Below are 12,456 nucleotides of genomic sequence, written 5' to 3' on the forward strand. Positions count from 1 at the left end.
CACTGCGGCGGACGCGCTACGAGATGGGCGTCCGCCGCGTCAGCACCAGCAGAGACAGCATCGCCACGGCGCCCGCCGACGGGATCGCGACGGCCATCGGAACCGCGGTGTCGGGGCCGGCGATGCCGACGAGCGGCGAGACCACCGCGGCGAGGCCGAACTGGCCGGCACCGAGGAGCGCGGACCCAGTGCCGGACGCCTTGGTCACCTCGCCCTGAGCCAGCGCCGTCGCATTGCCCATCACGAAACCGATGCTCGACACCGAGACGAACAGCGGAATGAGGATCGCCCACCAGGGCGGCGAATCGATCAGCGTCGCGGCGAGCAACAGCGCGACGCCCCCTGCCAGGAGCAGCGTGACCCCGAAACCCAGCAGCTGCCGCGCATGGAATGTGCCCACGAGCCGCGTGTTTACGATCGCGGCGCCCACCATGCCCGCCGCGTTCACCGCGAACACCATGGAGAACTGCCCCGGGCTGAGCCCGAGGACGTTCTGCACGACAAACGGGGACGCGGAGATGTACGAGAAGAGCGCGACGAACCCGAACATGAACGTGAACGCGTAACCCAGATAGACACGGTTCCCGACGACGTAGCGCAGATTCCGGACCAGTGCAGTGAGCCCGCCGCCGTGCCGGTTCTCCATGGGAAGCGTCTCCGGGACCAGGATCAGCACTCCCGCGAACATCGCCACACCGGCGGCGGTGAGAACCCAGAAGATCCCTCGCCAGCCGACCGGCCCGAGCAGGGCGCCGCCCATCAGCGGCGCGACGACCGGCGCGACCCCGCCGATGATCATCATGATGCTGAAGAGCCGGGCGGCGTTGTCTCCGCGGGCCCGGTCGGCAATACAGGCGCGTGCGACCACGATCGCCGCGCCACCGCTCAGCCCCTGGAAAAGTCGTGCAGCGATGAGCGTTTCGACGGTCGGCGCGAGAGCGCACGCCATCGCGGCGAGGGTCGTGACGACGGTGGCGCCGATCAGCAGGCGCCGGCGTCCGAGGCCGTCCGACAGCGGTCCGACGACGAGCTGACCGATGCCGAGCCCGGCCATGAACGTGGTCAACGTCAGCTGCACGCTCGGCGCCGACGTGTTCAGGCTCTCCGTCATCAGGGGGAGGCCGGGGAGATACATGTCGGTAGCCAGCGGCGCGATCGCGGACAGTAATGCCAGGACACACAACATGGGAATGGAGATCGTTCGCTGCACAAAAGAACTCTAGCGGCGCGGCTGCTTGATTTATCTCCGGCCCGGGTCGACGGTTGCCTCAATGAGCAGAGACTTTCCGGCACCGTTGGCGCTGATACTCGAGGAGTACGCGCGTCATCTCGGGCTCGAACGCGGCCGATCGCAGCACACCGTGAAGGCGTACGTCGCGGACGCGCAGTCGCTGCTGCGGCACTGGTTGTCGACGTCACCGGAGGCACACCTCGGCGAGCTCGACATCCAGGTGCTGCGGTCGCGGCTCGCGGGTCAGTCTGCGGCCAGCATCGCCCGGACGACCGGCGGTGCGCAACTTCACAGCGTCTACGTAGATCTCATACTGTCTGCCGCTGGTGTGGCAGGCGCCTGAGATAGACGTGTGTCACGGCTACCCGTATCACCGTGTGGCGGTGTGGGTTTGACCGTGTCCCACACCGACGCTTGTGGTGCAGGAACATGCTGTTTCGGAGTCACCCCCATCCGCGGTGTCACGGTGGGCAGGCTGCGGCGGACCCGGCGGTGCCGTGGCCTGCTCGGGGTGGGACTGTTCTTGTCGCGGCACCGGCGCACCGGCGCGTGCTCGGCGACCCGGATCGCGGGCAGTTGCCCGCGCCGCCGGGTGGGCTTGTTTCTGGCGAGCAGTGCGCGTTTGGCCAGGTTCACCCCCGCGACGTGGTCGCGGTTGCCGCCGACCCGGCAGCCAGGGCACCACGCGGTGTGGTAGCCGCCGGGGCGTGCGAGTGGTTCGTCGCAGCCCGGACATTGTGCGGAGGATCCTCGGGCGGGCACTGAGACCACTGTGATGCCGACACCGGCGGCGGTGTGGGCGAGGGCGGCGACGGCTTGGCGGCGGGCGGACTGCGCGGCCCGGTTGTTGTTGACGTGTCCGTGGCCGCGGGTCTCGAGGGTGGTGAGATCTTCCACCGCAATCAGCTGCGCCTGGGCGGCGGCGGCGTAGTCGGTGACCTGACGGCCGAAGTGGAACGCCAGTTCCCGGTTGATCTTCCCCCGCTTGATGCCCACCGCCTCGCGATGCTCGTTCAGGACGGCGATCTTCTCCTCCAGCAGGGCGCGGACCTCGGGTTCGGCGGTGGCGGCGAGCTGTGTCAGCCGGGCGGCCTTCCGGTGTAGCAGCTGCCCCTCGGCTTGGAGGCGCGCCAGTTTGATCCCGAGGCCGCGGTCGTCGTAGGTCCAACCTCGGTAATCCGACACCAGCCCCTCCGGGTTCTCGGTGGTGATGGCGGCGGCACCGAGCGTGGACGGGGACCAGTCGACCCCGACCGCGACCGCGGCCGATTCCGGGTCGTCCGCGGGGACGAGTTCGGTCGCGGCGCACTGCCAGAGCAGGCCCCGGCGGTCGAGGATCAGGGTCGGCAGATGCCAATCGGTGATCGCCCGGCGGTGTAGGTGCGCGGGGATGGCGGCGGTCAGCCGGACCCCGCGCCACTGCGCCCGCCCGGCCGGTGCGGGGCTGGTTGGCAGGTTCACCGTCAACACCAGCTCGTGGTCTGCCACGGTGATCTGTGCGAGCTGTCGATCGGCGGCGGAGAGTCGGGCCATGGCCGCCATTCGCGGTGGTCCCTGCAGGTCGGTGATCCGCACCCGGCCGGCCGGTGCCCCGCCACTGGAGCGGGCGCGGGCGACGAGCTGACGTTGCACGCCCCGAGCGAAACCCGCAGACACGTGATCGCCCGACCCGATCGGCGGCGCCACAACCCCGGTGGCCGGATCGAATCGGGTCGACAGCGCCGCGATCGCGGCGTCACGGTAGGCCAGCGTTCGCAGGGTCGCCACCACCTGAGCGGTCACCACCCGGCTCACCCGCGACGGCACATAAGCCCCGTCCGGGTATCGCGGGTTCCAGCCGAGGCGGGCCGCGGCGACGTGACCTTGTGTGGGCAGTCTGTGGTCGTGGCGGTCACGGCCGGCGGCGAGCACGTCGAACGTCGCCGGTTGCCACAGTCGCGACATCAACTCGCCGCCGGCTGCGGCGATCAGGTCGAGCAGCCACCCCACCCGGATATCGACGTCGTCGAGGCCGATCGGCTCGCCGGTCGCGTCGTCGACCGCCACATGGGCGCGGGTGGTAAACGCGAACTGCCGCGGCGTCGTGGAGACCCCGTCGTTGATTCTGTTTCGACCACAGCGCCCAGAGAACGGGCCGAACAACGATGCCGGCACCGCCGTGACGTCATCCATCAACCCTCCCACCAGCACATGTGGCACCCCCCTCTCGTACGGCCTCGTACTGTAACGCCGACCTCCGACATTTAGCCTCTGTGGAGAGTCCGCAGGCGGGCCGAACGTCCGACCGGGATACCTGGTGATCCCTGGCTTTTGAGTGGTCGTCTGCGGGCTCGGTGTCTGGTCGAGCGGTGTCCTTGTTCGGGAACTTGGAGCCGGCCGGTAGGCGTGGACTCCTGCTTAGAGAATGTCTGGGCCGTGGCCGCGATGGTCAGTCACCTGGTGAACAGGGATGTGGACCGACAGGAGCAATGACGATGGCATTGACGTTAGGGATCGACGTGGCTGTCCGGGCGGGGCAACGGTTCACGTTCCTGGCCGCGATCCGCGCGCACACCGGGTTCCCAAGGTCAGCCAGTCCTGCGTCAGCAAGGTCGAGTCCTCGATCACCAAGGCCGGGGATCCGCTGTTGCGTGAGATGCTGTGCACCGCTGCCGACCAGGCCCGCAGGGTCGATCCCCAGTTCGCGGCGAAGTACCAGCGGTTGATGGTCGGCGACCGGCACCACGAGTCCGCGATCTGTCATCTGGCCACCGATCTGGTCACCCGGATCGCCGCCTGCATGCGTACCGGCCAGCCGTACGCCTTGCGGCACGTCGACGGCACGCCGATCACCGAGGCCGAGGGCCGGGCGATCGTCAAGGCGCGCTACAAGATCGACCCGCGGCGGCGCGACAACGTCCGATACCAGCGGATGCGTGAGCGCCGCAAGCAGGCGGCGGGCCAGGAGTCCCAGGAGTCGCGATGCGCTCCAACAGCCCAGCCCGCCAAGACCAAGCCTGCGAGCCGCCATGTGGCTTGACCTCCGTTAGGAACTCAAGCACCGCCCCTCCACACCACCGGCGAACCGGGCCAAACGATCTCGCCCACACCACCCGCACCACCGCGAACCGACCCTCGGTCGCGTCGTCGAGCATCCGGCCGCGCCCCGCCCACTGCCCCCTCGCGACCCGAACCGCGAACCACCTTGTACACCCCCGATTCACCTCACCAGTAGCGCTCTCCCGCAACATCCTTATCCCGATCGGCCATCGACGCCCCTTTGTCCTGTCGAGCCCGACACCGGGCAATACACTGCCTCCGCCCTCCCCGGCGTCGCTCCCGCACACTCCCATCCGGGCCTGCCCGGATAGGAGTCGAGGTCCGCGCGGTCAAAGATTCGGTGACCCGAAACCGGTGCGCCGAAAAGGCCACCGGCCCTCCCACGCCGCCCTGCACACCCCAACCACCGCCATCCAAGTATTCCGCGGCCTCGCCAATTCACACCGGCAGACAGTGTCAGAACCGAATAATTAGTGTTGGATATATCGGCAACAGTTTAAGGCTGGCTGCTGCGGACCCGGCGCATCGCCGCCGATCTCGGCGCCCGGCTGGGGCCGCGAAGGCCCACCGGACGCTGCCCCCGGTGCTGCGGCAGTCGCAGGCGGCCGATGTGACGGACGCCGCCGAATCGGGCGCTCAGCGGAACGATCCGATCGCCCTGCGCGACCGTCTCATCGTGGAACTGCTCTATGCAACGGGAATACGGGCGGGGGAGCTGTGCGGCCTCGACCTCGGTTCGGTCGATCGCGAACGGCGGCTGCTTCGCGTAATCGGCAAGGGAGACAAGGAAGCGCTCGGTGCCGTACGGAAAACCGGCCGCCGACGCCGTGGACCTCTGGTTGCACGTCGGCAGGCGCGCGGTCGCGACGGACAGTTCCGGGCTGGCGCTTCTCCTTGGCAAACGAGGGAAGCGTCTGGACCAGCGGCAGGCGCGCAGCGTCGTCCACGAGGTCCTGTCCGCGGTCCCCGGCGCACCGAACCTGAGCCCACACGGCCTGCGCCACACGGCGGCCACGCACCTCCTCGAAGGCGGCGCGGACCTGCGCGTCGTGCAGGAACTCCTCGGGCACGCGAGCCTCGCGACCACCCAGCTGTACACGCACGTGTCCGTGGCGAGGCTCCGTGCGGTGCACGATCAGGCGCATCCCCGGGCCTGACCCGGTTTGGTAGCGTCGCGCCACGAATCTGCAGTTGTTTCTGCACTATCCCGGGGTAAGTAGTTGACCGCGAAGATTTGGCTCGACCGCAGCCGTCCTGGCTGAACGATGGTGGCGGCGCCCCGGTGGGCGACACTGCGGCAGATCCGTGGGGGCGGCAATCCTGGGACGGTCCCGCCCTGGAGCCGAGCCGGCATCAGGTGACCAGTCAGGATCTGGTGGCGGATGCTCTCCTCGAACGGGCACGCAGGGCGCCGAGCCGAGGGTGGCGGCGCGGACTGCACCGGCTCACCGGGGGATCGGTGAATCCGGGGGAGTCGGCAGGTGAGGCGCGCGAAGCGGCACTGCTCGACCGCATCCGGCAGCCGATCCAGGGGGACTATCGAATTGCATTCCTGTCCTTGAAGGGCGGTGTCGGCAAGACGACGACCACGATCGGGCTGGGATCGATGTTCGCGTCACTGCGCGGCGACTGCGTGATCGCCGTCGACGCCAACCCCGACTTCGGGACACTCGCGCAGCGCGTGCCGCTGCAGACGCATTCGACCGTCGGTGATCTCATCGGGGCGGAGTCGACGATCCGGCGGTACTCGGATGTGCGGGCCCACACGTCGCAGGCGCCGAGCCGTCTCGAGGTGCTCGCGAGCGAACAGGACCCGGCGATCTCCGAGGCGTTCAGTGAGGACGACTACCGGTGGGCGATCGACATCCTGCAGGTGTACTACAACATCATCCTCACCGACTGCGGCACCGGCATCATGCATTCGGCGATGAACGGTGTTCTGCAACTCGCCAATTCCCTGGTGCTGGTGAGTTTGCCGGCAATAGACGGCGCCCGCAGTGCCGCCGCCACGCTGGACTGGTTGCAGCACCACGGTTACGGGCACCTGGTCTCGCGGACGGTCGTCGTGATCAGCGCCGCCCGGCCCGGCTCGAGCACGATCGACATGACGGAACTGACCAATCACTTCCTGCTCCGGTGCCGGGCCGTGAAGGTGGTGCCGTTCGACGAGCACCTCGCCGAGGGTTCGGTGGTGGATCTGGATCTGCTGCGTCCCGCGACGCGGAAGGCGTTCGTCGAACTCGCGGCGATGGTCGCGGACGACTTCCCGGAGTCGGCAGGCAGGCACGCCGTCGCGGAGTGGCGCTAGCCGCCGACGGGTTCGAGCCGTACCGGAGTCACGCGGACGAGTCCGAGCGGGTCGAGGTATTCGCGGTCGCGTCGAAGACCCCAGTGCAGGCACGCGGCGACGGGTGCGATGCAGCCCGGGTGTCCGGGTTCGAGCGTGCCGACGACGGTCCCGCGGCCCACGCGCTGTCCGGGGGTGACCCGGGCGGTCACCGGTTCGTACGTGGTGCGGAGCCCACCCGGGTGGTCGACGGAGACGACGGGCTTGCCGGCCACCGTGCCGGCGAATACCACCACACCCGCATCTGCGGACAGGACGGCCTCGTCGGGCACGCCACCCAGATCCACGCCGCGATGGCCGGGAAGCCAGTCGTGCTCGGGGTTGTCGAACGCCCGGACCACCCGCGGTCGTGGGTGCGGCGGCCAGTCGAAGTCGCCGCTCGGCGCGGCATCGGCGGGCGGGGCGACGAGCGCCGCGGCGGTCAGCAGCGTGGACGCCGTGGCCGTCGCCGTGAGCGCCCGCAGAATCGCCCCGAACTTCGTCATGGATGAACGATCCCGCACGTCCGGGTCGATGAACGGGCAGTGGACGAGGATGTGGATCGAATGCGCTTTGTCCACAGATCCCGCAAAACCCTTGCACGCGCGGCCGCGTTGTGGCAGGGGCGGTTAGGGCGTTCGGCGTGGAGGCCGTACACTGATCGAGCGGTCTGTGCTCCCACAGTCCGACTTCGCGCGCCCGCGCAGGTTATCGGCCATCGGCTGGTCTCGCATCTCGGTGTGAGTCCGATGGTCTGCGGGCGCCAGGGTGGAGCGTCTCGAGACGCTCTGCATCAACCGGCAATGAAAGAGAGATACACAGCCATGGCTGTCGTAACAATGAAGCAGCTGCTCGACAGCGGCACGCACTTCGGTCACCAGACCCGTCGTTGGAACCCGAAGATGAAGCGTTTCATCTTCACCGACCGCAACGGCATCTACATCATCGACTTGCAGCAGACGCTGACGTACATCGACAAGGCGTACGAGTTCGTCAAGGAGACCGTTGCCCACGGCGGCACCGTCCTCTTCGTCGGCACCAAGAAGCAGGCCCAGGAGTCCATCGCGGCCGAGGCCACTCGCGTCGGGATGCCCTACGTCAACCAGCGTTGGCTCGGCGGCATGCTCACCAACTTCACCACCGTCCACAAGCGTCTTCTCCGCCTCAAGGAGCTCGAGGCCATGGAGCAGACCGGTGGCTTCGAGGGTCGCACCAAGAAGGAAATCCTCATGCTCACGCGTGAGATGACCAAGCTGGACCGCACTCTCGGTGGTATCCGCGACATGGCCAAGGTCCCCTCCGCGGTGTGGGTCGTCGACACCAACAAGGAGCACCTGGCCGTCGCCGAGGCTCGCAAGCTGAACATCCCGGTCATCGCGATCCTGGACACCAACTGCGACCCCGACCTCGTCGACTACCCGATCCCGGGCAACGACGACGCCATCCGCAGCGCCGCCCTGCTGACCAAGGTTGTTGCTTCCGCAGTGGCCGAGGGCGTGCAGGCCCGTGCCGGACTGAGCGCCGACAAGGACGCGAAGCCCGAGGCCGGCGCCGGCGAACCCCTCGCCGAGTGGGAGCAGGAACTGCTCTCGCAGGCAGCGCCCGCCGCTGAGGCTGCGCCCGCCGCAGAGGCCGCTCCCGCAGCTGAGGCACAGGCGGCTCCGGCTGCCGAGGCCCCCGCAGCAGAGGCACCCTCCACCGAGGCCTGATCCGATGCACACGGCCCTGACCAGAGATCTTTTGGTCAGGGCCGTTTCACGGTCTGGTCCGAGTACTACCCTGACTTACGTCCCGACAGACATATGAGGAGGCTCGCTCACCATGGCGAACTACACCGCCGCTGACGTCAAGCGGCTCCGCGAGCTCACCGGCTCCGGAATGATGGCCTGCAAGAACGCTCTCGCTGAGGCCGAGGGTGACTTCGACAAGGCTGTGGAGCAGCTGCGCATCAAGGGCGCCAAGGACGTGGGCAAGCGTGCCGAGCGCACCACGGCCGAGGGCCTGGTCGTTTCCAAGGACGGCGTCCTGCTCGAGCTCGACTGCGAGACGGACTTCGTCGCGAAGAACGAGGACTTCCTGAAGCTCGCCGAGTCGATCGTCACGGTCGCCGCGGCAGCGAAGCCCGCCGACGTCGACGCGCTCAAGGCGCTCGAACTCGACGGCAAGACGGTCGACACCGTCATCCAGGAGCAGTCCGCGAAGATCGGCGAGAAGCTCGTCCTGAGCAAGATCGCCTCGTTCGACGCACCGGTCGCGGTCTACCTGCACAAGCGCAGCGCCGACCTGCCGCCCGCCGTCGGCGTCCTCGTCGAGTACACCGGTGAGGGCGACGCTGCTGCGGAGGCCGCTCGCGGTGCCGCCATGCAGGTCGCGGCGCTCAAGGCCAAGTACGTCACGCGTGACGAGGTCCCCGAGGACATCGTCGCCAACGAGCGGCACATCGCCGAGGAAACAGCTCGCGCCGAGGGCAAGCCGGAGCAGGCTCTGCCGAAGATCATCGAAGGCCGCGTCAACGGTTACTTCAAGGACGTCGTGCTGACCGAGCAGTCCTCGGTGCAGGACTCCAAGAAGTCCGTGAAGGCGATCCTCGACGAGGCCGGCGTCACCATCAAGCGCTTCGTTCGCTTCGAGGTCGGTGCTTCGAGCTAGTCGTGTGAGTCGTATGGCCCCGTCGGACGAGTGCGCTCGCCCGGCGGGGCCTACGTATACCGCCACCGTCCTGATGAGGCAGGATGAAGATGGCCGTCTGAATGGGTCGAGTTGGCGCGTGGGTGCGCTCGGCCGCTGTCGAAATCGACGAGTGCTGTGGAACTGAGGAGAGCAATGTCCGAACCAGCCAACGAACGTACGGGATTCCATCGAGTCCTTCTCAAACTCGGCGGAGAAATGTTCGGTGGTGGCAAGGTCGGCCTCGACCCCGACGTGGTGACCAAGGTCGCGGAACAGATCGCCGAGGTCGTGCGGTCCGGGGTGCAGGTGGCGGTGGTCATCGGCGGCGGCAACTTCTTCCGTGGTGCGGAACTGCAGCAGCGAGGTTTGGACCGCGCGCGTTCCGACTACATGGGCATGCTCGGCACCGTGATGAATTGCCTTGCTCTGCAGGACTTCCTGGAGAAAGAGGGCATCGACAGCCGCGTGCAGACGGCGATCACCATGGGACAGGTGGCGGAGCCCTACATTCCGCTGCGCGCTCAGCGTCACCTCGAGAAGGGCCGCGTCGTGATCTTCGGCGCCGGCATGGGCATGCCCTACTTCTCGACCGACACGACCGCGGCGCAGCGCGCACTCGAGATCGGCGCCGAGGTCGTCCTGATGGCCAAGGCCGTCGACGGCGTGTTCACCGCGGACCCGAACCTCGACCCGACCGCGACGATGTACACGCAGATCACGCACCGTGAGGTCATCGAACAGGGACTCAAGGTGGCCGACGCGACGGCCTTCAGCCTCTGTATGGACAACGAGATGCCGATCATGGTGTTCAATCTGCTGACCGAGGGGAATATCGCTCGGGCAGTATCCGGTGAGAAGATCGGAACGCTCGTCAAGTCATGACGCGAGTGACACGCTCGACACAGGGTTTTCTCGAAACAGAGGCAGTGACGAATCGATGCAGAACGACATGGAGGAACAGCCGTGATTGATGAAGCTCTCTTCGAAGCCGAGGAGAAGATGGAGAAGGCTGTCACGGTGGCCAAGGACGATCTCGGATCGATCCGCACGGGCCGCGCGAATCCTGGCATGTTCAATCGCATCGGAATCGACTACTACGGCGCGTTCACCCCGATCACGCAGCTCGCCAGCATCAACGTGCCGGAAGCGCGACTGGTCGTCGTCAAGCCGTACGAGGCCTCGCAGCTCGGCGCCATCGAGACGGCGATCCGGAACTCCGACCTGGGCGTGAACCCGTCCAACGACGGAAACCTGATCCGCATCTCCGTCCCCCAGCTCACCGAGGAACGCCGCCGCGAACTGGTCAAGCAGGCCAAGTCCAAGGGCGAGGACGCGAAGGTGTCCGTGCGGAACGTGCGCCGCAAGGCGATGGACGAGCTGTCCCGGATCCAGAAGGACGGCGAGGCGGGCGAGGACGAGGTCGGTCGGGCCGAGAAGGAACTCGACAAGACGACCGCCCGGTACGTCGCGCAGGTCGACGAACTGGTGAAGCACAAGGAAGCCGAGTTACTGGAAGTTTAGTCACGAGACGAGGAGTGGATCGGGGACAGTGACCGTGCCAGCAGAACACGGGACCCCAGGGGGACCCATCTCCGAGGGCGACCCCTCGGAACCGGTCTCCGAGGGTGCGCCTGCGCCGGAGGCGGCCCCGGCCGCGAAGTCGAAGGCCGGGCGTAACCTCCCCGCCGCGATCGGCGTGGGCGTCGGTCTCGGCGTCGCGCTGATCCTGATCCTCGTCTACGTGCCGCTGGTGTGGATCGGCGTGGTGGCCGTCGCGATGGCGGTCGCCACCTGGGAGGTCACCAAGCGCCTGCGGGAGACCGGGATCAGCGCCCCCCGGATCCCACTGCTCGCGGGCGGTCAGGCGATTCTGTGGCTCGGGTGGCCGTTCGGCCCGGTCGGGGTGCTCAGCGCCTTTGCGGGGACCGTGCTGGTCTGCATGGTCTGGCGGCTGTTCGACCACGGGCTGAAGGCGACACCGCAGAATTTCCTCCGGGACACCGCGATCACCGTGTTCGTCGCCTCCTGGATCCCGCTGCTGGCGTCGTTCGCCGTGCTGATGGTGTTGCAGGCCGACGGCGCCGGGCGGGTGCTGTGCCTGATGATCGGCGTGGTCTGCTCCGACGTGGGCGGCTACGCGGCGGGTGTGCTGTTCGGCAAGCATCCGATGGTGCCGGCGATCAGCCCCAAGAAGTCGTGGGAAGGGTTCTTCGGTTCGCTGCTGTTCTGTGTCATCGGCAGCCTGCTCACGGTCACCCTGATCCTCGACGAGAACTCGATGATCGGCGTGCTCCTCGGTGTCGTCCTGGTGGTCACCGCCACGCTCGGCGATCTCATCGAATCCCAGGTCAAGCGAGAGCTTCGCATCAAGGACATGGGCACCCTGCTTCCCGGGCACGGCGGCATCATGGACCGTCTCGATTCCCTGCTGCCGTCGGCGTTCGTGACGTGGCTGGTGCTCACGGTCCTCGTCTGACCGCCCTGCCGTGACCATTCCCAGCCCGAACATCTGGCACTGGCCGGAGTGGTACGAGGTCGAGAATCGCGCCCAGGACGTGGACGGGGCGATCTTCCGGCACCTGCGCGGGGCCGTGGACTGGACGGGCGGCATCGTCGCCGACGTGGGCTGCGGCTCCGGCTTCCACCTCCCGGTCTTCGCCGAGTCAGCGGCCAGGGTCTACGGAATCGAACCGCACTCGCCGCTGCTGGAACGTGCCCGCACCCGCGTGGGGCACCTGCCGAACGTCCGCGTGATCGACGGCTCGGCCGAGGGCATACCCCTCGGCGACGCGAGCGTGGACGTCGTGCATGCGCGGACCGCCTATTTCTTCGGTCCCGGCTGTGGCCGCGGAATCTGCGAGGCGATGCGGGTGCTGCGTCCGGGCGGCGCGCTCGTGGTGGTCGATCTCGATGCCACGGCCCATCCCTACGGCGAGTGGATGCGGGCCGACCTGCCGCAGTACAACCCGGCGACCGTCGAGGCCTTCTTCGCGGCGCAGGGGTTCGGCCTCATGCGCGTGGAGACGCGATGGCGATTCCCGGACCGGGAAGCGCTGCGCGGAGTCCTCGGTATCGAGTTCACCAAGAAGACGGCATCGAAGGCGTTCGCGCAGACACCCGGCGTGGCTCTCGACGTGCGCTACCGCGTGCACGTCCGCCGAAAGCCCGCCGGGCTGGAGATGCTCTGACC

12 protein-coding genes and 1 pseudogene are annotated in these 12,456 nt (G+C 67.7%); 10 read left to right on the forward strand and 3 right to left on the reverse strand.

The features are described from left to right. Window positions 1-16: 16 nt before the first annotated feature. Complete coding sequence (locus G9373_RS00830; protein ID WP_133986546.1) at window positions 17-1,186, reverse strand: multidrug effflux MFS transporter; 1,170 nt, start codon at window positions 1,184-1,186, stop codon at window positions 17-19. 85 nt (window positions 1,187-1,271) lie between these two features. Between G9373_RS00830 and G9373_RS00835 the strand changes: the two genes are divergently transcribed. Further along, window positions 1,272-1,574: a site-specific integrase gene (locus G9373_RS00835; RefSeq protein ID WP_240960282.1), complete on the forward strand. Its 303-nt coding sequence runs from the start codon at window positions 1,272-1,274 to the stop codon at window positions 1,572-1,574. Here the strand turns inward: G9373_RS00835 and G9373_RS00840 are convergent. Beyond that, window positions 1,529-3,403, reverse strand: a complete 1,875-nt coding sequence (locus tag G9373_RS00840; protein ID WP_240960283.1) for a zinc ribbon domain-containing protein — start codon at window positions 3,401-3,403, stop codon at window positions 1,529-1,531. The two genes, G9373_RS00835 and G9373_RS00840, sit on opposite strands and share 46 nt — an antisense overlap. A 277-nt stretch (window positions 3,404-3,680) precedes the next feature. Here G9373_RS00840 and G9373_RS00845 point away from each other — a divergent pair, with 277 nt between their 5' ends. The 3 genes and pseudogenes from G9373_RS00845 (at window position 3,681) to G9373_RS00855 (ending at window position 6,578) form a co-directional block, all read left to right on the forward strand. Further along, window positions 3,681-4,250, forward strand: a complete 570-nt coding sequence (locus tag G9373_RS00845) for a transposase (protein ID WP_240960284.1) — start codon at window positions 3,681-3,683, stop codon at window positions 4,248-4,250. Between the two features lie 513 nt (window positions 4,251-4,763). Then, window positions 4,764-5,427: pseudogene (locus tag G9373_RS00850) on the forward strand (tyrosine-type recombinase/integrase); the annotation flags it as partial. 125 nt (window positions 5,428-5,552) lie between these two features. Then, entirely contained in the window at window positions 5,553-6,578 is a 1,026-nt protein-coding gene (locus G9373_RS00855; protein WP_133986547.1) for a MinD/ParA family protein, read from the forward strand. On the opposite strand, the gene G9373_RS00860 is transcribed toward G9373_RS00855, so the two are convergent. Beyond that, window positions 6,575-7,102, reverse strand: coding sequence for a M23 family metallopeptidase (locus G9373_RS00860; RefSeq protein ID WP_133986850.1), 528 nt, complete (start codon window positions 7,100-7,102; stop codon window positions 6,575-6,577). The genes G9373_RS00855 and G9373_RS00860 overlap by 4 nt on opposite strands. Window positions 7,103-7,420: 318 nt before the next feature. Here G9373_RS00860 and rpsB point away from each other — a divergent pair, with 318 nt between their 5' ends. The 6 genes from rpsB to G9373_RS00890 all read left to right on the forward strand — a co-directional run bounded on the left by rpsB (window position 7,421) and on the right by G9373_RS00890 (window position 12,454). Then, window positions 7,421-8,305, forward strand: a complete 885-nt coding sequence (gene rpsB, locus G9373_RS00865) for a 30S ribosomal protein S2 (protein WP_005259344.1) — start codon at window positions 7,421-7,423, stop codon at window positions 8,303-8,305. Between the two features lie 112 nt (window positions 8,306-8,417). Then, window positions 8,418-9,245: a translation elongation factor Ts gene (gene tsf, locus G9373_RS00870; RefSeq protein WP_133986548.1), complete on the forward strand. Its 828-nt coding sequence runs from the start codon at window positions 8,418-8,420 to the stop codon at window positions 9,243-9,245. A 174-nt stretch (window positions 9,246-9,419) separates the two neighbouring features. Continuing rightward, on the forward strand, window positions 9,420-10,148 hold the full coding sequence (pyrH, locus tag G9373_RS00875; RefSeq protein WP_005240535.1) for a UMP kinase: 729 nt from the start codon (window positions 9,420-9,422) through the stop codon (window positions 10,146-10,148). Between the two features lie 81 nt (window positions 10,149-10,229). Beyond that, a complete protein-coding gene (gene frr / locus G9373_RS00880) occupies window positions 10,230-10,787 on the forward strand; it encodes a ribosome recycling factor (RefSeq protein WP_005240537.1) in 558 nt (185 codons plus the stop codon). A 28-nt stretch (window positions 10,788-10,815) separates the two neighbouring features. Next, window positions 10,816-11,742: a phosphatidate cytidylyltransferase gene (locus G9373_RS00885; protein WP_082359794.1), complete on the forward strand. Its 927-nt coding sequence runs from the start codon at window positions 10,816-10,818 to the stop codon at window positions 11,740-11,742. A gap of 10 nt (window positions 11,743-11,752) precedes the next feature. Then, entirely contained in the window at window positions 11,753-12,454 is a 702-nt protein-coding gene (locus G9373_RS00890) for a class I SAM-dependent methyltransferase (protein WP_120659259.1), read from the forward strand. Window positions 12,455-12,456: the final 2 nt, after the last annotated feature.

It is taken from the genome of Rhodococcus sp. A14 (assembly GCF_011603105.1).
GTDB classification, from domain to species: domain Bacteria; phylum Actinomycetota; class Actinomycetes; order Mycobacteriales; family Mycobacteriaceae; genus Rhodococcus_F; species Rhodococcus_F opacus.

What these genes read in the sequence shown, in the direction of transcription:
- rpsB (WP_005259344.1), top strand. Translation starts at nt 7,421, where the DNA reads ATGGCTGTCGTAACAATGAAGCAGCTGCTCGACAGCGGCACGCACTTC.
- G9373_RS00840 (WP_240960283.1), bottom strand. Translation starts at nt 3,403, where the DNA reads ATGGATGACGTCACGGCGGTGCCGGCATCGTTGTTCGGCCCGTTCTCT.
- G9373_RS00860 (WP_133986850.1), bottom strand. Translation starts at nt 7,102, where the DNA reads ATGACGAAGTTCGGGGCGATTCTGCGGGCGCTCACGGCGACGGCCACG.
- tsf (WP_133986548.1), top strand. Translation starts at nt 8,418, where the DNA reads ATGGCGAACTACACCGCCGCTGACGTCAAGCGGCTCCGCGAGCTCACC.
- G9373_RS00835 (WP_240960282.1), top strand. Translation starts at nt 1,272, where the DNA reads ATGAGCAGAGACTTTCCGGCACCGTTGGCGCTGATACTCGAGGAGTAC.
- G9373_RS00830 (WP_133986546.1), bottom strand. Translation starts at nt 1,186, where the DNA reads ATGTTGTGTGTCCTGGCATTACTGTCCGCGATCGCGCCGCTGGCTACC.
- G9373_RS00845 (WP_240960284.1), top strand. Translation starts at nt 3,681, where the DNA reads ATGTGGACCGACAGGAGCAATGACGATGGCATTGACGTTAGGGATCGA.
- pyrH (WP_005240535.1), top strand. Translation starts at nt 9,420, where the DNA reads ATGTCCGAACCAGCCAACGAACGTACGGGATTCCATCGAGTCCTTCTC.